The 20,692-nt window shown below is 71.4% G+C and carries 25 protein-coding genes, 1 tRNA gene and 1 riboswitch; of the genes, 16 read left to right on the forward strand and 10 right to left on the reverse strand.

Annotated features, from left to right (window positions below; genetic code table 11):
- Nucleotides 1-258: 258 nt before the first annotated feature.
- A complete protein-coding gene (locus tag IE257_RS32475) occupies nucleotides 259-1,560 on the reverse strand; it encodes a PTS transporter subunit EIIC (protein ID WP_189973420.1) in 1,302 nt (433 codons plus the stop codon).
- A 227-nt stretch (nucleotides 1,561-1,787) separates the two neighbouring features.
- Between IE257_RS32475 and IE257_RS32480 the strand changes: the two genes are divergently transcribed.
- From IE257_RS32480 to rdgB, 4 genes are all read left to right on the forward strand, one after another.
- Nucleotides 1,788-2,021 (forward strand): PTS sugar transporter subunit IIB, encoded by a 234-nt coding sequence (locus IE257_RS32480; protein WP_053683090.1) that lies wholly within the window; start codon nucleotides 1,788-1,790, stop codon nucleotides 2,019-2,021.
- Nucleotides 2,022-2,128: 107 nt separating this feature from the next.
- Nucleotides 2,129-2,854 (forward strand): ribonuclease PH, encoded by a 726-nt coding sequence (rph, locus tag IE257_RS32485; protein ID WP_030390452.1) that lies wholly within the window; start codon nucleotides 2,129-2,131, stop codon nucleotides 2,852-2,854.
- A 103-nt stretch (nucleotides 2,855-2,957) separates the two neighbouring features.
- Nucleotides 2,958-3,338 carry a hypothetical protein gene (locus IE257_RS32490; RefSeq protein WP_189973421.1) on the forward strand — a complete coding sequence of 127 codons (381 nt, stop codon included), beginning with the start codon at nucleotides 2,958-2,960 and terminating at the stop codon, nucleotides 3,336-3,338.
- A 7-nt stretch (nucleotides 3,339-3,345) separates the two neighbouring features.
- The gene (rdgB, locus tag IE257_RS32495) at nucleotides 3,346-3,960 is read left to right on the forward strand and encodes an RdgB/HAM1 family non-canonical purine NTP pyrophosphatase (RefSeq protein ID WP_189973422.1); all 615 of its coding nucleotides are present in this window, start codon (nucleotides 3,346-3,348) and stop codon (nucleotides 3,958-3,960) included.
- A 54-nt stretch (nucleotides 3,961-4,014) separates the two neighbouring features.
- On the opposite strand, the gene IE257_RS32500 is transcribed toward rdgB, so the two are convergent.
- The 4 genes from IE257_RS32500 to bcp form a co-directional block, all read right to left on the reverse strand.
- Nucleotides 4,015-4,087 (reverse strand) — tRNA-Leu (locus IE257_RS32500).
- A gap of 47 nt (nucleotides 4,088-4,134) precedes the next feature.
- Complete coding sequence (locus IE257_RS32505) at nucleotides 4,135-4,653, reverse strand: HNH endonuclease signature motif containing protein (protein WP_189973423.1); 519 nt, start codon at nucleotides 4,651-4,653, stop codon at nucleotides 4,135-4,137.
- Complete coding sequence (locus tag IE257_RS32510; protein ID WP_189973424.1) at nucleotides 4,650-5,297, reverse strand: HNH endonuclease signature motif containing protein; 648 nt, start codon at nucleotides 5,295-5,297, stop codon at nucleotides 4,650-4,652. Before IE257_RS32510 ends, IE257_RS32505 begins: the two co-directional genes overlap by 4 nt.
- A 137-nt stretch (nucleotides 5,298-5,434) precedes the next feature.
- A complete protein-coding gene (gene bcp, locus IE257_RS32515; protein ID WP_189973425.1) occupies nucleotides 5,435-5,902 on the reverse strand; it encodes a thioredoxin-dependent thiol peroxidase in 468 nt (155 codons plus the stop codon).
- Nucleotides 5,903-6,007: 105 nt separating this feature from the next.
- Here bcp and IE257_RS32520 point away from each other — a divergent pair, with 105 nt between their 5' ends.
- The 3 genes from IE257_RS32520 to IE257_RS32530 all read left to right on the forward strand — a co-directional run bounded on the left by IE257_RS32520 (nucleotide 6,008) and on the right by IE257_RS32530 (nucleotide 7,202).
- On the forward strand, nucleotides 6,008-6,328 hold the full coding sequence (locus IE257_RS32520) for a DUF3618 domain-containing protein (protein ID WP_189973486.1): 321 nt from the start codon (nucleotides 6,008-6,010) through the stop codon (nucleotides 6,326-6,328).
- A gap of 43 nt (nucleotides 6,329-6,371) precedes the next feature.
- Nucleotides 6,372-6,713, forward strand: coding sequence for a GroES family chaperonin (locus tag IE257_RS32525; protein ID WP_189973426.1), 342 nt, complete (start codon nucleotides 6,372-6,374; stop codon nucleotides 6,711-6,713).
- A gap of 67 nt (nucleotides 6,714-6,780) precedes the next feature.
- Nucleotides 6,781-6,850, forward strand: a riboswitch (guanidine-III (ykkC-III) riboswitch).
- Between the two features lie 31 nt (nucleotides 6,851-6,881).
- Entirely contained in the window at nucleotides 6,882-7,202 is a 321-nt protein-coding gene (locus tag IE257_RS32530) for a DMT family transporter (RefSeq protein WP_189973427.1), read from the forward strand.
- Nucleotides 7,203-7,217: 15 nt separating this feature from the next.
- Here the strand turns inward: IE257_RS32530 and IE257_RS32535 are convergent, their stop codons facing one another.
- On the reverse strand, nucleotides 7,218-9,659 hold the full coding sequence (locus tag IE257_RS32535; protein WP_189973428.1) for a transglycosylase domain-containing protein: 2,442 nt from the start codon (nucleotides 9,657-9,659) through the stop codon (nucleotides 7,218-7,220).
- A gap of 186 nt (nucleotides 9,660-9,845) precedes the next feature.
- Here IE257_RS32535 and IE257_RS32540 point away from each other — a divergent pair, with 186 nt between their 5' ends.
- The 5 genes from IE257_RS32540 (at nucleotide 9,846) to IE257_RS32560 (ending at nucleotide 15,447) form a co-directional block, all read left to right on the forward strand.
- A complete protein-coding gene (locus IE257_RS32540) occupies nucleotides 9,846-10,649 on the forward strand; it encodes an ABC transporter permease (protein WP_189973429.1) in 804 nt (267 codons plus the stop codon).
- A gap of 13 nt (nucleotides 10,650-10,662) precedes the next feature.
- Nucleotides 10,663-11,553 carry an ABC transporter permease gene (locus tag IE257_RS32545; protein WP_189973487.1) on the forward strand — a complete coding sequence of 297 codons (891 nt, stop codon included), beginning with the start codon at nucleotides 10,663-10,665 and terminating at the stop codon, nucleotides 11,551-11,553.
- A gap of 4 nt (nucleotides 11,554-11,557) precedes the next feature.
- Nucleotides 11,558-12,526 carry an ABC transporter ATP-binding protein gene (locus IE257_RS32550; protein ID WP_189973430.1) on the forward strand — a complete coding sequence of 323 codons (969 nt, stop codon included), beginning with the start codon at nucleotides 11,558-11,560 and terminating at the stop codon, nucleotides 12,524-12,526.
- Nucleotides 12,527-12,613: 87 nt separating this feature from the next.
- Nucleotides 12,614-13,273 carry a DUF1707 SHOCT-like domain-containing protein gene (locus tag IE257_RS32555; RefSeq protein ID WP_189973431.1) on the forward strand — a complete coding sequence of 220 codons (660 nt, stop codon included), beginning with the start codon at nucleotides 12,614-12,616 and terminating at the stop codon, nucleotides 13,271-13,273.
- Between the two features lie 830 nt (nucleotides 13,274-14,103).
- Nucleotides 14,104-15,447: a DUF445 domain-containing protein gene (locus tag IE257_RS32560; RefSeq protein WP_189973432.1), complete on the forward strand. Its 1,344-nt coding sequence runs from the start codon at nucleotides 14,104-14,106 to the stop codon at nucleotides 15,445-15,447.
- Here IE257_RS32560 and IE257_RS32565 read toward each other — a convergent pair.
- A complete protein-coding gene (locus IE257_RS32565) occupies nucleotides 15,417-16,451 on the reverse strand; it encodes a hypothetical protein (protein ID WP_189973433.1) in 1,035 nt (344 codons plus the stop codon). The genes IE257_RS32560 and IE257_RS32565 overlap by 31 nt on opposite strands.
- A 34-nt stretch (nucleotides 16,452-16,485) precedes the next feature.
- Nucleotides 16,486-17,022: a GNAT family N-acetyltransferase gene (locus IE257_RS32570; RefSeq protein ID WP_209468425.1), complete on the reverse strand. Its 537-nt coding sequence runs from the start codon at nucleotides 17,020-17,022 to the stop codon at nucleotides 16,486-16,488.
- 187 nt (nucleotides 17,023-17,209) lie between these two features.
- Here IE257_RS32570 and IE257_RS32575 point away from each other — a divergent pair, with 187 nt between their 5' ends.
- Complete coding sequence (locus tag IE257_RS32575; protein ID WP_030388617.1) at nucleotides 17,210-17,401, forward strand: hypothetical protein; 192 nt, start codon at nucleotides 17,210-17,212, stop codon at nucleotides 17,399-17,401.
- A 40-nt stretch (nucleotides 17,402-17,441) separates the two neighbouring features.
- Nucleotides 17,442-17,744, forward strand: coding sequence for a hypothetical protein (locus IE257_RS32580; protein ID WP_189973434.1), 303 nt, complete (start codon nucleotides 17,442-17,444; stop codon nucleotides 17,742-17,744).
- 31 nt (nucleotides 17,745-17,775) lie between these two features.
- Here the strand turns inward: IE257_RS32580 and IE257_RS32585 are convergent, their stop codons facing one another.
- Complete coding sequence (locus IE257_RS32585) at nucleotides 17,776-18,234, reverse strand: very short patch repair endonuclease (protein ID WP_189973435.1); 459 nt, start codon at nucleotides 18,232-18,234, stop codon at nucleotides 17,776-17,778.
- Nucleotides 18,235-18,277: 43 nt separating this feature from the next.
- Nucleotides 18,278-19,276: a tetratricopeptide repeat protein gene (locus IE257_RS32590; RefSeq protein ID WP_189973436.1), complete on the reverse strand. Its 999-nt coding sequence runs from the start codon at nucleotides 19,274-19,276 to the stop codon at nucleotides 18,278-18,280.
- 55 nt (nucleotides 19,277-19,331) lie between these two features.
- Between IE257_RS32590 and IE257_RS32595 the strand changes: the two genes are divergently transcribed.
- Together IE257_RS32595 and IE257_RS32600 are read left to right on the forward strand one after the other, a co-directional pair.
- The gene (locus IE257_RS32595) at nucleotides 19,332-20,150 is read left to right on the forward strand and encodes a class E sortase (RefSeq protein ID WP_229920783.1); all 819 of its coding nucleotides are present in this window, start codon (nucleotides 19,332-19,334) and stop codon (nucleotides 20,148-20,150) included.
- 126 nt (nucleotides 20,151-20,276) lie between these two features.
- The gene (locus IE257_RS32600) at nucleotides 20,277-20,639 is read left to right on the forward strand and encodes a DUF6412 domain-containing protein (protein WP_229920784.1); all 363 of its coding nucleotides are present in this window, start codon (nucleotides 20,277-20,279) and stop codon (nucleotides 20,637-20,639) included.
- The last annotated feature ends 53 nt before the right edge of the window (nucleotides 20,640-20,692 follow it).

Here is a 20,692-nt window from a genome sequence, read left to right on the forward strand (position 1 = left end):
CGGGGAGCAAGGCGCCGCCAAGGGGGTGAAACCAAGGGGGACGGCGACGTCTCAGAAAGGGGGCACACGCCGCCGGGGGAAGCGGTCGTGGTCTACACCAATTCATGGTGTAGACCAGTTGTAACACGGTGAGGGATAGATAAGGAACCTTCGATTTCCTGTGGCCTGGGTCACATGCCCCGGGGTACATCGAAGGGCCCCCGGATCGTGATCCGAGGGCCCTTGACGGGCCGGTCCGGGCCCTGTTCGGAAGTGGGCTCAGGCCTTGGTGTTCTCCGCCTCCATCGCCGCGATCTCCTCGTCCGACTCGCGCCCCGGGGTGGGGATGTCGAACTTCGTGATCGCGAAGCGGAAGATCACGTAGTAGACGACCGCGAAGGCGAGGCCGATCGGAATGATCATCCAGGGCTTCGTCGCCAGGCTCCAGTTGATGACGTAGTCGATCAGTCCGGCCGAGAAGCTGAAGCCGTCATGGACGCCCAGCCCCCACGTCACCGCCATCGAGACGCCGGTCAGCAGTGCATGGATCGCGTACAGCGCGGGCGCCACGAAGAGGAAGGAGTACTCCAGCGGTTCGGTGATGCCCGTGACGAACGAGGTCAGGGCCACCGACAGCATCAGACCGCCCACCTCCTTGCGCCGCTGCGGCTTCGCGCAGTGCGTGATCGCCAGGGCCGCCGCAGGCAGGGCGAACATCATGATCGGGAAGAAGCCGGAGAGGAACTGCCCGGCGTTCGGATCGCCCGCCAGGAACATCGGGATGTCACCGTGCACGACCTGCCCGTCCGGTTTGGTGAAGCTGCCGAACTGGAACCACACCGGCACGTTCAGGAACTGGTGCAGGCCGATCACCAGCAACGCCCGGTTCGCGACGCCGAAGACGCCTGAACCCCAGGAGCCCAGGCCGACCAGCCAGTCGGAGAAGCTCTCCAGCCCGTCGCCGATCGGCGGCCAGATCCACAGGCAGAGCACGGCGAAGGCGATCGCGACGAAGGTCATGATGATCGGGACCAGTCGGCGGCCGTTGAAGAAGCCGAGCCAGTCCACCAGCTTGACCCGGTGGTAGCGCTGCCAGAACCAGGCGGCCAGCAGGCCCATGACGATGCCGCCGAACACCCCCGGATTCTGGAAGGTGTACTCGGCGAAGGTGTCGTCCGGCCCCAGGCAGCCGCCCCCGATGTCCTTCGTCCCCGTGGGGCAGGGGGTGGGGAAGATCCGCAGCACGCTCCGGTAGACGAGGAAGCCGACCACCGCGGCCAGGGCCGTCGACCCGTCCGCCTTCTTGGCCATGCCGATCGCGACGCCCACGCAGAACAGGAGCGGCAGGCCGAGGTCCGCGTTGAGCAGCGCGCCACCGGCGGCGGCCATGACCTTGGCGACGTCCGTCCAGCCCAGGCCTTCCGCGCCGAACATGTCGGGCTGGCCGAAGCGGTTGAGGATGCCGGCCGCGGGGAGGACGGCGATCGGTAGCTGAAGGCTCCGGCCCATCTTCTGCAACGACTGGAACAGGCTGTTCCGCCAATTCGGTTGCGGCACTGCGGCGGCGCTGGTCGCGCTCATCGGTGTCCTCCTGACCGGCCCGTTTTTGGCTGCCGCAACACTTACGGCACACTGGTGTAGACCAGTTGTGGGTAGGTTGCTGCTGATCGTCATCATTCGGCAGGGACCGGACACGCGCCCGCGTAGATGGGCCAACCGTGCGTTACCGTGACAATGCGGACCGCGCAGGTGGGTATCCATGTTCCGGCCGCTGAGACTCGTTCTTCGCATCACTCAGGGAGAAACACATGGCCACCAAGGCTGAGAAGATCGTCGCCGGGCTCGGCGGCATCGACAACATCGAAGAGGTCGAAGGCTGCATCACCCGCCTGCGCACCGAGGTCAAGGACCCCGGCCTCGTCGACGAAGTCGCACTCAAGGCCGCCGGCGCCCACGGCGTCGTCAAGATGGGCACCGCGATCCAGGTCGTCATCGGCACCGACGCCGACCCGATCGCCGCCGACATCGAAGACATGATGTGATCCGGACTCCCTAGTCCGGGCCTCGCGCCCCACACCACAGCGGACCCCGTCCCGGAAGCACCCGGACGGGGTCTTCGCGTTCCACCGCACCGACTAGGCTCGGAGCCATGTCTCGCATCGACGGCCGTACGCCCGAACAGCTCCGCCCGGTCACCATCGAACGCGGATGGAGCAAGCACGCCGAGGGCTCCGTCCTCATCTCCTTCGGAGACACCAAGGTCTTCTGCACCGCCTCCTTCACCGAAGGCGTCCCGCGCTGGCGCAAGGGCAGCGGCGAAGGCTGGGTCACCTCCGAGTACTCGATGCTGCCGCGCTCCACCAACACCCGCGGCGACCGCGAATCCGTCCGCGGCAAGATCGGCGGCCGCACCCACGAGATCTCCCGGCTGATCGGCCGCTCCCTGCGCGCCGTCATCGACTACAAGGCCCTCGGCGAGAACACCATCGTCCTGGACTGCGACGTCCTCCAGGCCGACGGCGGCACCCGCACCGCCGCCATCACCGGCGCCTACGTCGCCCTCGCCGACGCCGTCGCCTGGGGCCAGAAGAAGAAGCTGATCAAGGCCGGCCGCAAGCCGCTCACCGGCACCGTCGCCGCCGTCAGCGTCGGCATCGTCGACGGCGTCCCGCTCCTCGACCTCTGCTACGAGGAGGACGTGCGCGCCGAGACCGACATGAACGTGGTCTGCACCGGCGACGGCCGCTTCGTCGAGGTCCAGGGCACCGCCGAGGGCGAGCCCTTCGACCGCAAGGAGCTGAACGCCCTCCTCGACCTCGCGGCCGGCGGCTGCGCGGACCTGGAAGCCATCCAGCTGGGCGCGCTCGAACTGTAGGGCAACCGCCGGGCCCGGCCCGGCGTCCAGGAAGATACGGGCGCACGGTTTCAGAGCCGTGCGCCCGTCCTCGTAGCGTCCAAGCCCTCAGGGGGAGAACCGCATGAAGCTCCGCATAGCGGCCGTAGCCGTGGCCGTCGTACTCACCGTCCCGGCCCTGTCCGCGTGCGACGCGATCTCCACGGCGATGGACTGCGCGAACACGGCCGTGGCCATCACGGACGGCGCAAACGACCTCCAGCAGGCCGTCTCCCAGGCGGGCAACAGCCCCCAGGACGCCAAGAACGCGCTCGACCGGATCGAGGCGAACCTCAAGAAGATCGGCGACCAGACGGACAACGCCGACCTCGGCAAGGCCATCGACTCGATGAACACGGCCGTGAAGAACGTCCGCACCTCCATCGAGAGCGGCAACACCGTTCCGGACATCCAGCCGGTCGCGGACGCGGCCAGCGAGATCTCCAAGGTCTGCACCCCGGGATAATGGGGGCATGACCTCGACGCCCAGCCGCCTCATCCTGGCCACCCGCAACGCGGGCAAAGTCTCCGAACTCCGCGCGATCCTGTCCGACGCCGGCCTGCCGCACGAGCTGGTCGGCGCGGACGCGTACCCGGAGATCCCGGACGTCAAGGAGACCGGCGTCACCTTCGCCGAGAACGCCCTCCTCAAGGCCCACGCCCTCGCGCAGGCCACCGGGCTCCCGGCGGTCGCCGACGACTCCGGCCTCTGCGTGGACGTCCTGCACGGCGCCCCCGGCATCTTCTCGGCGCGCTGGGTCGGCACCCACGGCGACGACAAGGCCAACCTGGACCTGCTGCTGGCCCAGCTCGGGGACATCGCCGACGAGAACCGCGGGGCCCACTTCGCGTGCGCGGCGGCCCTGGCCCTGCCGGACGGCACCGAACGCGTCGTCGAGGGCCGCCTCCTGGGCACCCTCCGCCACACCCCGTCCGGCACAGGCGGCTTCGGCTACGACCCGATCCTCCAGCCGCAGGGCGACACCCGCACGTGCGCGGAGCTGACGGCGGCGGAGAAGAACGCCATCTCCCACCGCGGCCAGGCCTTCCGCGCCCTGGTCCCCTTCGTCCGCGCCCTCCTGGGCTGACGCAACAGGGCCTGGCCTCCCGAGTCTCGGGAGGCCAGGCCCTGTTGTACTGGGTACGCCCGGTCGGATTCGAACCGACATACATGGCCACCTAAAGACCACCGCTCAGCCGTTGGCGTACGGGCGCGCGCCAGAGACACTGTACTGCGCGTCGCGCCATGCACGGGAGCGGATTCAGTGGCTGCGGAGGCCTCCCCGACACCAGGTGTTGGTGATCGCGTGGCAGTTGGGGCACAGCAGCCGCAGGTTCTCCCGGCGGTCATCGCTCCAGTCTCCATTCACATGGTCGATCTCCAAGGTCATGGGTTGCCCGCCCCACTCGGGCGGCGTTCCGCACATGTCGCAGAGCTCCGGAACCCCGACCTGGCGCAGCGCCCGCCGCAGCAGGTGCGTACGTGTTCGCCGCTTGCCGTCATGTTTGATCAGGATTTCCGACGCGGGCCTCATCGGCACGGTCCCCGGCTTGCCGCGCCGATGAGCTTGCCCGAGGAAGTGCGAAGTGGAGAGGCCCTCCTCGGCGATCCGCTGTTTCAGCGCCTTGTGTTGGGTCCCGGACAGGGAGAGGTCCAGGCGCCGGAGGACCTCCGCCAGCGAGTGCGAGGATGCGACCGCCTCACGCAGCGCCTCCCGGCCCGGCCTGGCCGGGCGCCTGTAGGCCCGGCGTTCGCGCGTACGGCGTTCTTCGGTGCTCATCGACGGCGCCGCCCCTTCGCGCGGCCGCGGTATGTGTCGGTGGCCGAGTGGCAGTTGGGGCAGAGCAGGCGCAGATTCTCGGGCAGGTTGTTCCGCCAGTCGCCGTCCACGTGGTCCACCTCCAGCGGCAGCGGGCGGCCCCGCCAGGTCGGAGGTGTGCCGCACATCCGGCACACCTCGGGCACTCCCAGCGCGGCCAGTGCCCGCTTCAGCTGCTCGCTCTGTGCGCGCCGGGCATGGGGGCCGTGCTGCTTGACCAGCAGGCTCTCCGGGCTGCGCCGGGTCTTGGGGCGTCCTGCGGACGAGGGCAGCTCGAAATGGGAGGTGTCTATGTCGAATGCCTTGACCCGCCTGCTGATGTGCGTGTGGTGGCCACCCACGACCTCGAGGCCGAGGTGCCGCAGAACCTGGCACATGTTCGTCGAATCGGCGACTGCCGCCGTCAGGATCTCCTTCGTCCACTTGACGGCATCCGGCCGCTCGAAGTGTGACGTGTCCACGCCCAGCTTCCGCATGCGGTCGTGGAGATAGCGCCGCGATCGGCCCTTCGGGTCGACCCCCAGCTTCTCCAGTGCCTCCGACAGCGAGCGCGACGTGCGCGCCGCCTCCGTGAGGCGTTCCTTCGTGTACGGGCTGATCGGCACCCCGGCCCCCTCCGTTCCGACCACGCGTTCGTGGCCTCGCACGGATCAACGAACCGATATACGGGTAGTTACGTCCGATAAGCGGAACGGCCCGCACCGGGTGGGTGCGGGCCGTTGCTTCCGGTGGCGGGGTGGGGTCAGAGGCCCAGGTCTTTGATGATCTTCGCTACGTGGCCCGTCGCCTTGACGTTGTAGAAGGCGTGCTCGACCTTGCCGTCCTCGCCGACGACCACCGTGGAGCGGATGACCCCGGTGACCGTCTTCCCGTACAGCTTCTTCTCGCCGTACGCGCCGTAGGCCGTCAGCGTCTCCTTCTCCGGGTCGCTGACCAGGGTGACCTTCAGGTCCTCCTTCTCGCGGAACTTCGCCAGCTTCTCCGGCTTGTCCGGGGACACGCCGATGACGTCGTAGCCGTGTCCCGTCAGGAAGGACAGGTTGTCCGTGAAGTCGCAGGCCTGCTTCGTGCAGCCCGGCGTCAGTGCGGACGGGTAGAAGTAGACGATCACCTTGCGGCCCTTGTGGTCGGCGAGCGAGACCTCGTTGCCGTCCGCGTCGGGCAGGGTGAAGGCGGGGGCGGTGTCGCCCGGCTGGAGCCGCTCGCTCATCGTTGACACTCTCCTCGGGAGGGGATCGGTATGCCATGAGACTAAGCTGACAGACTGTTCATGGCGGACTACGCCCCACAGGACCACGACGACGGAGGCAGCGCGGTGTCGGAAGCCAGGACCCCCGCACAGATCGAGGCGGATATCGTCCGCCGCCGCGAGCAGCTCGCCGAGACGCTCGACGAGATCGGTGTGCGCATGCACCCGAAGACGATCATCGGGGATGCGAAGGCACGGGTCGCCTCGACCGTCGACCACACCGCCGGGCGGGCCTTCGCCACGGTGAACCGAATCGTGACCGATCTGAAGGACGGCCTGCGGCACGACGACGGGGCTCCGCGCGTCGACCGGATCGTGCCCGTCGCCCTGGTCGCGGTGGGCCTGGTCGGGCTGCTCGTGGTGTCGGCGCGCCGCAGGCGCGGATGACCCTGAGCGGTACGGGGCGGGTACGGACAGGTAGGTTCGGGGCGTGAGCGAGAACACCACCCACGACAAGCTGCCCATCCGCATGCTGCACGACCGCGTGCTCGTGAAGTCCGACCTGCCGGAGGGCGAGCGCCGTTCGGGCGGCGGCATCCTGATTCCGGCGACGGCCGCGGTGGGCAAGCGGCTCGCCTGGGCCGAGGTGGTCGCGGTCGGCCAGAACGTACGGACGGTCGAGCCCGGCGACCGGGTGCTGTACGACCCCGAGGAGCGTGCCGAGGTCGAGGTGCGGGGAGCGACGTACGTGCTGATGCGCGAGCGGGACCTGCACGCCGTGGCCGCGGAGCGGCTGGAGGGGTCGGAGGACTCGACGGGGCTGTACCTGTAGGTCTGCCGGGTCTGCGGTTCTCAAGAGGCGGCGAAGGGGCTGGTGGCGCAGGTCACCGGCCCTTTCGGCCGCCTTTTGCTACGGTGGAGGAGAACCCGACGAGACGCGCCGTACCGGGTACGACAAGACGACGCACCCCGTATCGCTCGATGTCTCGGAGGTGCCGTCATGGCATGGGTTCTTCTTCTCGTCGCCGGTCTGATCGAGGTCGCCTGGTCGATCGGCATGAAGTTCACCGAAGGTTTCACCCGGCTGTGGCCCAGTGTGTTCACGGGTGCCGGGATCGTCGCGAGCATGGTGCTGCTGTCCTACGCCGCGAAGACCCTGCCCATCGGCACGGCGTACGGGGTGTGGGTGGGCATCGGTGCCGCCGGTGCGGCGGTGCTCGGTATGGCGGTGCTGGGGGAGCCCGTCACCGCCGCCCGGATCTTCTTCATCTGTCTGCTGCTGGTCGCCGTCGTGGGGCTGAAGGTGACCTCCGGTCACTGACCTGCGCCGGCCGGTTCATTCGAGGAACGCCGACGGCGGTCGCAGGCCATCTGCCGGGTCGCTGTCGGCTCCTTGTGTGCTGCCCTGGGCGCTGCCCTGCGTGCCCTGGGTGGTGCCGGCCTGGTCGCCGCCCTGGGTGGTGCCGCCGCCGTCCTGGCCGCCGTTGCCCTGACCGCCGTTGTCCTGGCCCCCGTTGGTCCGGCCGCCGTTGTCCTGGCCGCCCTGGTTCTGGCCGCCGTTGTTCTGTCCGCCCTGGTTGCGGCCGCCGGTCCCGTTCGAGGGGGTGGGCCGGGTCGGGCGTTCCGGGGTGCTGGACGTGGGTTCGCCGGGGGTTTCCCGGGGCGGCTCGGATTCCGGGCTGGGCGGTGGCGGGGGTTGCGCGGCGCCGGGTTGGAGTTCCAGGTCGAAGTCGACGGGGTCGGTGCCCTCCAGGGCGGTCTTCGTGTACGCGGCCCAGATCCGGGCCGGGTATCCGCCGCCGCCGATGCGGGGCTCGCCGAGGGCGCCGTAGAGGGATTGCAGGGTTCCGGTGTCCGGGTCCTGGCCCATCATCGCGATGACGGTGACCAGGTCGGGGGTGTAGGCCGCGAACCAGGCGGAGCGGTCCAGTTCGCCGGTGCCGGTCTTGCCGGCGGCCGGGTGGCCGGCGGCGAGGGCGGCCGTACCGGTGCCGTTGTCCACGACGCTGGCCAGCATGGCCGTGGTGGTGTCGGCGGCCTCGCGGCTGATGGCCTGGGTGGGGGTGCGCGGGGGGAGGCTGATGGTGTCGCCGCCCTTGGTGATCTTCTCGACGAAGGTGTAGGGGGTGCGTCGGCCGTGGTCGGCGAGGGTGGCGTAGGCCTGGGCCATGTCCACGACGCCGGCCTGGAGGGTGCCGAGTGCCATGGCCGGGCCGGTGACGAAGTTCGGGGTGTTCTCGGGGATGCCGAGGTCGATGGCGGTCTGTTTGACCCGGCCGGTGCCGACGTCGACCGCCATCTGCGCGTACACGGCGTTGACGGAGAGGTCGGTGGCGGTGTTGACGGTGATGTTGCCGTAGGAGACCTGGCCCTCGTTCTCGGGGGCGAAGCGGATCCGGCCGCCGACGACGGGGCGTTTGTTGTCGCCGTTGTAGATCGTGTTCGGGGTGATCCGGCGGCCGTCCTGGGTGCGGGAGCCGTTCTCGGCCGCGGCGGCGAAGACGAACGGCTTGAAGGTGGAGGCGACCTGGTAGTCGTGCCGGGTCGCGTTGTTGACGTACTGCTTGGTGTAGTCGATGCCGCCGTACATGGCGACGACCTTGCCGGTGGCCGGGTCGATGGAGACCCCGCCGGCCCGGACCAGGCGGTCGGCCTTGCGCGTGTCGGGTTCGAGCTTGCTGACCAGCTCTTGGTCGACGGCGTCGACGAGGGCGGTCTGGCGGCGCTTGTCGACGGTGGAGGAGATGTGGTAGCCGCCCTCGGCGAGGGTCTTGTCGCCGAGGATCTTGTTGTCGACGATGTAGTCCTTGATGGCTTCGACGAGGTAGCCGCGCTGGCCGGACAGTCCGGCGGCCGCGCGGACCTTGCCCGGTTCCGGGAACGCGGTTGCCGCGCGGTCGGCGGCGTGCAGCCACCGCTTCTTGACCATGCCGTCGAGCACGTAGTTCCAGCGGGCGAGGGCGCGCGGGCGGCTCTGGGGGTGGGAGACGACGTCGAAGGCGCTGGGGGAGTTGAGGAGGGTGGCGAGGTAGGCGCCCTCGGCGGTGGTGAGTTTGTTGACGTCCTTGCCGTAGTAGGCCTGGGCGGCGGCCTGGAGGCCGTAGGCGTTGCGGCCGAAGTAACTGGTGTTCAGGTAGCCCTCGAGGATGTAGTCCTTCGACTTCTCGCGACCGAGTTTGATCGCGATGAAGAACTCCTTGACCTTGCGTTTGATCGTCTGTTCCTGGCCCAAGTAGTAGTTCTTGACGTACTGCTGGGTGATCGTCGAGCCGGACTGGGTGCCCTTGCCGGTCGCGGTGTTCCAGGCGGCGCGGACCATGGCCTTGGGGTCGACCGCCCGTTCGGAGTAGAAGTCCCGGTCCTCGGCGGCCAGTACGGCCTCCTGCACGGTCCGGGGGACCTGCGAGAGGGGTACGTTGACGCGGTTGACCTCGCCGTCGCGCGCGATCAGGGAGCCGTCGGAGTAGAGGTAGACGTTGGACTGCGCGGTGGCGGCGGCGTTGGCCGGCGGGATGTCGACCAGCAGGTAGCCGGCCACGAGGGCGCCGCCGATCAGCAGGGCGAGGAGCAGGAGGCCGCCCAGGACCATGCGCCAGGTGGGGACGGCGCGGCGCCAGCCGGTCCTCGGGCGCCGGGGCTTCCTGCCCCGGCCGGGCGGGTGCGGCGGCCGCCGCCGGTCCGGGTCGTGCGCCCGAGGCGGCGGGACGTCGTGGGGTGCGCCGGGCGGGGTGTCGGGGTCGCGAGGGGTCCAGCCCGGGGGTGGTGACTGGTCGCTCATCTCCAGGACTCCTCGACGCCGTTCGAAATATCCACTTCTGTACCTCATGGTGTCTACCCGATGGCCGCTGATTCCGCTCCGGACGGGCATAAATCGGTCGCGTGGCTCGCCCCTCCGCACTAAGCTCGCGCGCTTTGGCCGACGTAGGAACGACGTGGGAAACGGAGGGATACGGTGCGCCGGAGAGTGCGTCTCTACCTGGCGGTCGCGGCAGGCGGATTCAGGCGGTACGCCACCTACGGGACGGCGACAGCGGCCGGGGTGTTCACCAACACCGTGTTCGGGTTCATCGTCGCGTACACGTACATCGCGCTGTGGGACGAGCGTCCCGGACTCGGCGGCTACGACCAGGCGCAGGCGCTGACCTTCGTCTGGGTGAGCCAATCGCTGCTGGCCGCCGGTGCGCTGATCGGCGGCGGGTTCCAGGAGGAGCTCCAGGAGCGGATCCGGACGGGCGACATCGCGGTCGACCTGTACCGGCCCGCGGACCTCCAGATGTGGTGGCTCGCGGCCGATCTGGGCCGGGCGGGCTTCCAGTTGCTGGGCCGCGGGGTGGTGCCGCTCGTGGCGGGGGCGCTCGCGTTCCCGCTGGCGCTGCCCGTCGACCCGCTGCGCTGGCTGCTGTTCCTGGTGTCCGTCCTGCTCGCCCTGGTGGTGAGCTTCGCGCTGCGCTACATGGTGGGGCTGGTGGCCTTCTGGCTGATGGACGGCGCGGGGGTCAACATCATGGCCACCGTCACCTCGATCTTCTTCTCCGGGATGCTGCTGCCGCTGACCGTCTTCCCGGGCGGCTTCGGCGAGTTCGTCCGGGCCCTGCCGTGGTCGGCGATGCTCCAGGTTCCGCTGGACGTCCTGCTGGGCCGGCACGCGGGGGCCGGGGGAGCGGCGGAGGCGCTCGGTTTCCAGGCCGGATGGGCGCTCGTACTGCTGGGAGCGGGGCGGCTGTTGCAGTCGGCCGCGACGCGGAAGGTGGTGGTCCAGGGTGGCTGAGGCGGAGGTGGAGATGGAGGCGGTACCGGCGAGACCGCGGGGGCTCGCCGTGGACGTCGGCCGTGCGCCGGCGGAGGGGCGGATTCGGCGCGGCGGCCCGGTCCGGGAAGGGCTGCGCGGCTACCGGCTGATCGTGGGCATGTGGATCCGCTCCACGATGACGTACCGGACGTCCTTCGTCCTGACGACCGTCGGGCACGCGGCGATCACCCTGCTGGACTTCGTCGCGATCTACATCATGTTCTCCCACGTGGACGCCCTCGGCGGTTTCACGCTGCCCGAGATCGCCCTGCTGTACGGCTCCTGCTCGGCCTCCCTGGGGCTGGCGGACATGCTGCTCGGGAACACCGACCGGATCGGCGCCCGGATCAGGGACGGCTCGCTCGACACGATGCTGGTGCGTCCCGTCCCGGTCCTCGCGCAGGTCGCGGCGGACCGGTTCGCGCTGCGCCGGCTGGGCCGCATCGGGCAGGGGCTCGGCGTGATGGGCTGGGCGCTCTGGACCCTGGACGTGGACTGGACGGCCGGGAAGGTGCTGCTGGTGCCCGGGATGGTGCTGGCCGGTGCGGCGATCTTCGCGGCGGTGATGGTCACGGGTGCGGCCTTCCAGTTCGTGACCGGCGACGCGGCGGAGGTGCAGAACTCCTTCACCTACGGCGGCTGCACGATGCTCCAGTACCCGCCGACGGTCTTCGCGAAGGACCTGCTGCGCGGGGTGACCTTCGTCGTCCCGCTGGCCTTCGTCAACTGGCTGCCCGCACTGCACGTGTTGGGACGGCCCGATCCGCTGGGGCTGCCCGGGTGGGTCGCGTACCTGAGCCCACTGGTGGCCTTCGTGGTGTTCCTGCCCGCGTCGCTGGCGTGGCGCGCGGGAGTCCGTTCGTACCGAAGCACGGGGAGCTAGAGCTGTGGCGGATGCGCTGATCTCGTTGGACGGGGTCGAGAAGGTCTTTGACGTACGGCGCCGGGTGAGCCTGATGCGCCGGGAGAAGCACCGGGTCAGGGCGGTGGACGGGATCAGCTTCGAGGTCGCCCGCGGTGAGATGGTCGGCTACATCGGGCCGAACGGCGCCGGCAAGTCGACCACGATCAAGATGCTGACCGGCATCCTGACGCCGAGCGGCGGCCGGCTGCGGGTCGCGGGCATCGACCCGGCGCGGGAGCGGATGCGGCTCGCGCACCGGATCGGGGTGGTGTTCGGGCAGCGCACCACGCTGTGGTGGGACCTGCCGCTGAAGGACTCGTACGGGCTGATGCGCCGGCTGTACCGGGTGCCGCGGGCCCGGTTCGAGGAGAACCTGGAGCGCTGCGTCGACCGTCTGGACCTGGCCGAGCTGCTGGACGTACCGGTACGGCAGTTGTCGCTCGGGCAGCGGATGCGCGGGGACATCGCGGCCGCGCTGCTGCACGATCCGGAGGTGCTGTACCTGGACGAGCCGACGATCGGGCTGGACGTGGTGAGCAAGGCGAAGGTACGGGGCTTCCTGCGGCAGCTGAACGAGGAACTCGGCACGACGGTGCTGCTCACGACGCACGACCTCCAGGACATCGAGCAGTTGTGCGAGCGGGTGATGGTGATCGACCACGGGCGGCTGATGTACGACGGGCCGCTGGGCGGGCTGCACACGGCGGGGGCGGTGGGGGAGAGCGAGCGCACCCTGGTGGTCGACCTGGAACGGGAGCTCGCGCCGATCAGCGTGGCGGGTGCGCGGGTGGTGAAGGTGGAGGGGCCGCGGCAGTGGCTGGCGTTCCCGGCGGGGGCGTCGGCGGCGCCGCTGGTGGCCGCGGTGGCGGCGGACTACCCGCTGGTGGACCTGTCGGTGCGGGAGCCGGACATCGAGGATGTGATCGCGCGGATGTACGCGGGCCGGGGGTGATCTCGGGGAAAAGGTGGGGTCGATCTCGGGACGATCTCAGGGGATTGGTCATACAACTCCCCGACAACCGTGCATAGTCTGGTCCGCATGAGTGACGAGCGGCCGGAGAAGCCGTTGCCGGAGCTGAGGGCGTCGGATGCCGACCGGGACCGGGTGGCGGAGCGTCTGCGGGACGCCGTCGCCGAGGGCCGGCTCGACATGGAGGAATTCGAGGAGCGGCTGGAGGCGGCGTACACGTCCCGGACGTACGCGGAGCTGGAGCCGCTGACGCGGGACCTGCCGGCCCCGGCGGGCGCTCCGGTGGACCACCCGAGCGCGGCGGTCGCGGAGCCCTGGAGGGGCCGGATCGGCGGGGCGGGCACCTCGGCGTCGTCGTCGGCCGTGGCGGTCATGTCGGGCTTCCAGCGCAAGGGCCGGTGGACGGTGCCGGCGCGGTTCGACGCGGTGGCGTTCTGGGGCGGCGGCCAGCTGGACCTGCGCGAGGCGGACTTCGCGCAGCGCGAGGTGGTGATCAACTGCGTCGCGATCATGGGCGGCATCGAGATCACGGTCCCGCCGGGGGTGGAGCTGGACGTCCGCGGCTTCGGCTTCATGGGCGCCTTCGACCAGCGCGACAACCCGGGCCCGTTCGAGCAGGGCGCTCCGCGGGTGGTCGTGACGGGTTTCGCCTTCTGGGGCGGCGTGGAGATCAAGGTCAAGCAACGCAAACGCCCCCCGGGCGGCCCCTCCCTCCGCAAGGAGCTGTAGCCCTGCGGTGCCCCTGCGGGGTTGCTCGGCGGTGTACGGGCCGGCGCGGGGTGCCCTGCGGGCGGCCCGGGGTGTGGGTCGGCGCCCCGCACGAGGGTCTCCTCGGCCCGTCCCCTGCGGGGTGCTTGGCCGTGCCCCTGCGGGGTGCTTGGCGGTGTCCTGGTGTGGGTCGGGGCCCCGCACGAGGGTCTCCTCGGCCCGTCCCCTGCGGGGTGCTCGGCGGTGTACGGGTGTGGGTCGGCGCCCCGCACGAGGGTCTCCTCGGCTCGGCGCGCGCGGGCACAGTCCAGCCGTGCGGGGTGGTCGCGCCTCGTCCTGCGGGGACCCTCCTGCGTGTCCCCGCCCCACGGCAGGGCTGCGGCAGTACGCGGGACCCAGGGCGGACACCGCGGCGGAGGGGAGTGGGGACGTGCCGGGGTGTCCCCGCAGGACGAGGCGCGACCACCCCGTCATGCCGGGACATGCCCGCGCGCGCCGAGCCGAGGAGACACCCCGGCACGGCCCCACGCACCGACCCGAGCCGACCCCGCCGCACCACTCGTTCGGCGCCGCCGACGCTTGGGCGCGGGCCCGCACATCCAGCCTCGCCGGCGATTGAGGCGCGGGTCCGGGCAGAGCCCGGCACACCGGCGCGAGCCGCACCACCGAGCCGCCGAGCCGCCCGCAGGGCAACCCGCGCGGGTCCGGGCAGCGCCCGGCACACGGCCCGCAGGAGCGCCCGGGCTGCTTCCTCCGCGGGAGCGGACGGGCGTGGCGGGAACTCCTCGGGCCTCCCGGGAGTCGGATGCTATGCAGACAAAACCGGCGCCCCCGGGGGAAGGCAGGAGCACGTGGAGAACCGCATCACCACCGGAGGTACCGGTACCACCGGAACCGCCTCGCCGTCACCGCCGCCACCCACCCGCGGCGCGTTCGTCTTCAGCGCCGCCGACGAAGAGCGCCGCCGTGGGGTCCGGCGGATGAAGGCCACCGCGACCGGTCTGCTGATCCTGGTCGCGCTGGTCTACGTACTGGCCAAGTACGCCCAGCACGCCTGGGGCGCCGGGGGCTGGGCCGGGTACGTCGCCGCCGCGGCCGAGGCCGGTATGGTCGGCGCGCTCGCGGACTGGTTCGCCGTCACCGCCCTCTTCCGGCGCCCGCTCGGCCTGCCCATCCCGCACACCGCGATCATCCCGACCAAGAAGGACCAGCTCGGTGTGTCCCTGGGCGAGTTCGTCGGGGAGAACTTCCTCTCCTCCGACGTGGTCCGGGCCCGCCTCCACGCCCTCGGCATCGGCGGCCGCCTCGGCTCCTGGCTGGCCGAGCCCGAGCACGCCGACCGGGTCACCGCCGAGCTGGCCGCCGCGCTCCGCGGCGCCCTGACCGTGCTGCGCGACTCCGACGTGCAGGCCGTCGTCGGTGAGGCCATCACCCGGCGCGCCGAGACCGCCGAGATCGCGCCGGGCATCGGCAAGACGCTGGAGCGGATCGTCGAGGACGGCGGCCACCGCCGCGCCGTCGACCTCATCTGTGCCAAGGCCCACGACTGGCTGGTCACGCACGGGGCCTCGATCACGGACGCGGTTCAGGGCGGTGCTCCCGGCTGGACCCCGCGGTTCGTGGACCGCAAGGTGGGCGAGCGCGTCTACAAGGAGCTGCTCCGCTTCGTCACGGAGATGCGGGACATGCCGGAGCATCCGGCGCGCGGGGCGGTGGACCGGTTCCTGACGGACTTCGCGTCCGACCTCCAGTCGGACACGGAGACCCGCGCGAGGGTGGAGCGGCTCAAGTCCGAGATCCTGGCCCGCGACGAGGTCCAGGACGTCATCGCCTCCGCCTGGTCGGCGATCCGCTCAATGATCATCTCGGCGGCGGAGGACGAGCAGAGCGAGTTGCGCCTGCGGGTCCGCGCCTCGCTGATCTCCCTCGGTGCGCGACTGGCCACCGACGGCCGCCTGCAGGCGAAGGTGGAGGGCTGGATCGAGGGCGCGGTCGTCTACGTCGTCACCACCTACCGGACCGAGATCACCTCGCTGATCACGGACACGGTGGCGGGCTGGGACGCCGAGCACACCTCCCGCAAGATCGAGGCCCACATCGGCCGTGACCTGCAGTTCATCCGTATCAACGGCACGGTGGTCGGCGCCCTGGCCGGCCTGATGATCTATACGGTGTCCCGCGCCTTCGGGGCGTAGGCCGGCGGGAGCGGCAGTTCCAGCTGGGTGTGTCCGCGGGCCGTGACCGCCGGGGGCGCGGGGCGGGCGGCGCCCAGGGCGAGGAGGGCGCGCAGCGCGGCGATCACGTCCGCCGGTCTGTCGCGGAGGATCCCCGGTGTCGTACTGACCACGAGGATTCCGCGGGACTCCAGGCGCAGCCGTCGGTGCAGGGTGGCCTGCCAGGCGTCGCGCGTGTAGTGGTACTCGACGGAGTCGATCTCCAGTGCCACGCCCTCCTCGGGCCAGTACGCGTCCGGGCTGGCGAGGAAGGCACCGTCCGGGCCGTGGAGGCGGGGGTTCCAGAGCGGGGCGGGAAGGTCGGTGGCCGCGAGGGTGTCGCGGGCGCGGCCCTCGGCGATCGAACGGACCCCGGCGACCAGTTCCGCGGCCGCCACCCGCACGGCGGGGCGGCCGCGAAGGCGGCCCGCGCGGAGTTCGGCGTGCAGGTCGTGCGGGTGGCACCAGCCGCCCTGGACGACGTTGGCCAGTACGGAACGCACCAGGTCGGGGTCGTCCGTGCGGGCTGCGAAGTCCGCGGCGGCCCGGATCGGGCGGGTGCTGGGGACGCCGGCGATGTGGATGGTGGCGGGCCAGCGCGAGGTCGGGCAGGGCCGGACCCGGCCCGCGGCGGCCGGCGAACGCGGGGCGCGGACGAGGACGTCCAGCGGTTCGGGCGGGGCGTTGCGGATGCCCAGGAGCGCGAGGGCGGCGCCGCCCGTGAGCGCGGCGGTGGACCCGGAGAGCGGGTCGGCCGCGGGGTGGGCGGCGTACAGGACGGCGGACAGCGCCTGCTGCCGGTGGTGCGGCGGGCCGGTCTGCAGGAGGTACACCCGTGGCAGGATCCGCTGCCAGGGTCCTCCGCGGCGGCTGCGGCCGCTGATGGTGCCGGCCGGGATCCCGGCCTGCTTGAGCTGGTGGTGGGTGGCCATGTTCAGCTGGCGCCGGGCGACACGGGCGAGGGAGGCGTTACGGGCGACGATCATGCCCGGGGTATGCCCGGTGGGGTGCGCGCAATGCTCAGGCCGAGGGGTGGTTCGGGGCCAGGAAGACGACGACGCCGTTCTGCGTCCCGGGCAGCGGGGTGATCTCGTGCCAGCCCAGGCGCCGGTAGGTGGCGACGGTGTCGGTGGCGACCCGGGCGGTCAGCAGCCAGGCCCGGTCGTCCGGGGCGTCGGCGGTGATCTCGGCGAGCAGGGCGCGCCCGGTGCCGTGTCCGCGCGCGTGCGGGCGTACGGCGAGCTCGTCGATCTCCAGTGCGCCGATGAGCAGTTCCCGTACGCGCGGCCGGCCGAGCTGTGCGGCGACCTGCCCGTACGCACGGTCCCTGGGGAAGGTCCTGGGGGTCAGCCAGGCGGTGGCGAAGCCGTCGATGCCGGCGGGTGACTGGGCGAAGGCGGTACGGAATCCGGTGCGGCGGCTGTCCGCCTGGAGCCGGAGGGAGAACTGGCGAATGGTTTCTTCGTCCTCGTTCCACGGTGGCGCGGAGAAGACCTCGCTGTAGGCGTCGGCCAGTTCGTCCGACAGGTCCAGCACGGCCGGTCCGTAACAGATCACGTTTGCAGCTCCTTGGGCCGGCTTGGGCGTCTTCGGCGGTATCGCCCGTGTAGGAGAGTGAATCTACGCCGGGGAGGTTCCACGGAGGGCACGTGCGCGGATCCGGAGGGTGTGCGACAAATCCGACTTCCGTCCACCGGGCGCGGACCCCCCGTATCGCCGCCCCCCGGCGCGGCGTTGAATGCGTGTGCGTACTTCTCTTCTGGGCCGGGCCCTGGTCGGGCTCACCGCGTGCGCGGTGGCGTTCTTCATCATCCTGGGTGTCATGGCGGTGCTGCCCCGCGCCGTCCAGGACACGCTGCCGCCCGGCGTCCTCGGCGGCGCGGTCGTGGTCCTCGGGGTGATGGCCGCCCGCCGCTTCACGCGGCGCGCGCGTTAGCCTCGTACGGTCACGTCAGAAACGACCGGAGGCCTCCACGATGGCGCAGATCCCCACCTCGGCAATAGCGGCGGCCGGCCTGGTCGGCGGCTACGCCACGGCCCGCTGGACCGGCCGGCGCCCGCTCGGCGGCGTGGTCCTCGCGGCCGCCGGCACCCTCGCGGGACGCGAATGGCACCGCCGCACGTCCCCGACGACGACGGCCCTCCTCGGCACGGCCTACGTCGCCGCGTTCGCGGGATCGCACCCCCTGGCGAAGAAGATCGGCGCCTGGCCGGCGGTCTTCACGGCGGCCGCCGCGATGGCCGCGGCCTCGTACGCGGCGGCGGACCGCCAGAGCTAGACCGTCTGCGGCTCCGCCCCGGACCGTCGCTTCAGGCGCTGCGGTCGGGGCGCGGCGGCGGGGGAGTGCGGTGCGTCGGTGAGGCGTCGCGCGTCAGTGTGATCGAGCGGGCCACCTCCTTGGGCGTTTGGTGCTCCCAGAACCGCAGCACTGTCCAGCCCGTCGCCTCCAGGTGAGCGGTCGTCTCGCGGTCGCGGGACATGTTCTTCTCCAGCTTGGCCCGCCACCATTCGGCATTCGCCTTCGGCTGCGTCGCGTGCTCGGGGCAGCCGTGCCAGAAACAGCCGTCGAGGAAGACGGCGATCTTCGCGCGGGTGAAGGCGATGTCGATGGTGCGGCGGCGTATGCCGGGAACGGGGAAGTTCACGCGGTAGCGGAGGCCGGACGCGTGGAGGAGGCGGCGGACGGCCAGCTCCTGTGTCGTGTCGCGTGAGGCCTGTCGACTCATACGCGCCGAGACACCGGGGGAGGAGGGGACGGCACCAGGCATGGACGCATGATGTCAGTCCCCCTCGTCCACCCTCGACCCGGACTCAGGTGGTGCTGTGGCACTCCGAGTACGGCTTGCCCGAGGTGCACCAGCAGGGGGCCGTGGGGGTCGGGGGCCAGGGGGTGGCCTTGCCGCGGGCGGCCAGGGTCGTGGCGTACTCGGCCAGGAGGGACGGGGAGGCCGGGGAGGTCTTCTCCGACGCTGCGAAGGCCTCGTAGGACGGGACGCTCGCCGTGACGATGCCGAGGTTCGTGGTGCCCGAGGCGGCCAGGGCGCGCAGGGAGGTCTCGATGTCCCTCAGGTGGGCCTCGTGCGAGGGGTACTCGGAGGCGAGGGTCGGGTAGCTGGTCAGCAGCTCGGACAGTTCGCGCTGCGGCCAGTGCAGGATCGCCACCGGGAAGGGGCGCGAGAGGGCCGCGCGGCGGTCGCCCAGTTCGGCGCGCAGGCGGGCGATCTCGGCGCGCAGCTCGGTGGGGTCGTCGGAGCCCAGGGCCCAGATGCGCTTCGGGTCGTGGAGCTCGTCGAGGGGGATCGGGCCGATGTGGCGGGTGTCCGCGACCATGTCCCAGTCGTCGTGCGGGCGTCCGAGGAGGCGGCGTACGCGGTGGCGGCCGGTGAGGAGGGCGGTGGTGGCCGGCGTCAGCGGGTCGTCCTCCGCGATGAGGAGGGTGGCCGCCTCGGTGAAGCAGTCGTGCGAGGCCTCCAACTCGTCGTGGGCCTCCAGGGCTTCCGCGATGACCTCCCACGGCGCCGGGTCCTTGGGCGAGGCGGCACGGATGCCCGAGATGAGGGCGCGGGCCTCCGCCTCGTGGCCGTACTCCCAGAGGTTCGCCGCCTGCAGGGCCTTGATCAGGTGGGGGTCGGACGGGGAGGAGGAGAGGAGTTGGTCGTACAGGGCACTCGCCCGGTCGCGTGCGTCGGCCAGTTCGAGGTGGGCCGCGGCCTGGAGGAGCAAGGGCTCCTGGTCCTCGGGGTAGCGGGTCGCCGTGCGGATGAGGCGCTCGGCTTCGGCGATGTGCTCGGCAGGCGTGTCGGGGCGCATGGTTCACACCGTACTGCCCTGGTCAGTTGGCGGGGGAGGACTTAGGGTGCCGCCCGTGCGAGATCGCGTACCCGTGGTGGTGCAGGGGGGCGGCCGGCGGGGGCGCCGGGCCGGGCCCGCCGGTGTGCTGTGGGCGTCCGCCGAGCTGATCGTCACCGTGGGCGTGGTGGTCCTGTTACTGGTGGTGCACCAGGTGTGGTGGACCAACCGGCAGGCGGTGGCCGCCGCGCACGAGCAGGTGCAGGCACTGGAGCGGGCCTGGGGCGGCGTCGACCCCGCCGCCGGATCTCCTTCGGACGCTCCGGCCGGTGTCGATCCCCGGCTCGGGTCCGGGTCCGGGGGCGAGGAGGTGCCGGTGGCCGGGCGCGTTCCGGAGCCCGCCGCGACCCGGGCGGCCGGGGCAGCCGAGCGGGAGGGCCGGGAGGACCGGGCGAGCGGGGCGTACGCCGTCCTGCGCATCCCGCGCCTCGGCCTCGTCGTCCCCGTCGCGCAGGGGGTCGACAAGCGGACCGTCCTGGACAAGGGCTACGCCGGGCAGTACCCGGGGACCGCCGGGCCCGGGGCGCAGGGGAACTTCGCGCTGGCCGGGCACCGCAACACCCACGGCGAGCCCTTCCGGTACATCAACCGGCTGCGGGCGGGAGACGAGCTGATCGTCGACCTGCGGGGGCGGCGGTTCACGTACGTGGTCGGGAAGATCCTGAGCCAGACCACCGAGCGGGACACCGGGGTGATCGCGCCCGTGCCGCGGAGCGTGGTGAGGCCGGACCAGGGGTACGGCGACCCGGGCGCCTACATCACGCTCACCACCTGCACACCCGAGTACAGCTCGAAGTACCGGCTCGTGGTCTGGGGGACCCTCAAGGCCTCCTAGGAGTTCCAGGCGCCCGAGGCGGCCTGGGGGTCCCGGGCGTCCTGGCCGAGGGCGTTGTCGGCGGGTCCGGTTACCATCGGTCTCGTACGGGAGTTCGTGCGCGGGAGTGGAGAGGAGGAGGTCCGTATGGCTCGGCAGCAACGACAGCATCGAGGCGGCGGCCGCCTGCTTCCCTTCGCGCTGTTCGCCCGGACCTCGCGGGTCCTTTCCGTGCTGCTCCCCATCGTGCTGCTCGGGGGTCTCCTCGGGCTGTTCGCCGGCGAGGGCGGGCTGGGCGCCGTGGTGGTCGCCTTCGCGGCCATCGTCGCCGTGGGTACGGCGGCCCTGGCCGCCGCCGCGCGGCTCGTGCGGCCCGTGCCGCCGCACCGAATACGCACCGCGATCCGTGATCGCGAGCAGCGCACGGCGTTCCTGCCGCAGCGCGATCCCGATGCCTCGGGCCGGTCGCGGCCCAGGGCGCCCGGCCGTCTCGTCCCGACGGCCGCGTAGGGGCGCGCAGTACATCCCGCCTTCTGCTGACTGATCACTGCTGTCGCCCCTCG

Source organism: Streptomyces avidinii (genome assembly GCF_014650695.1).
In the GTDB taxonomy this organism is placed as follows: Bacteria; Actinomycetota; Actinomycetes; order Streptomycetales; family Streptomycetaceae; genus Streptomyces; species Streptomyces avidinii.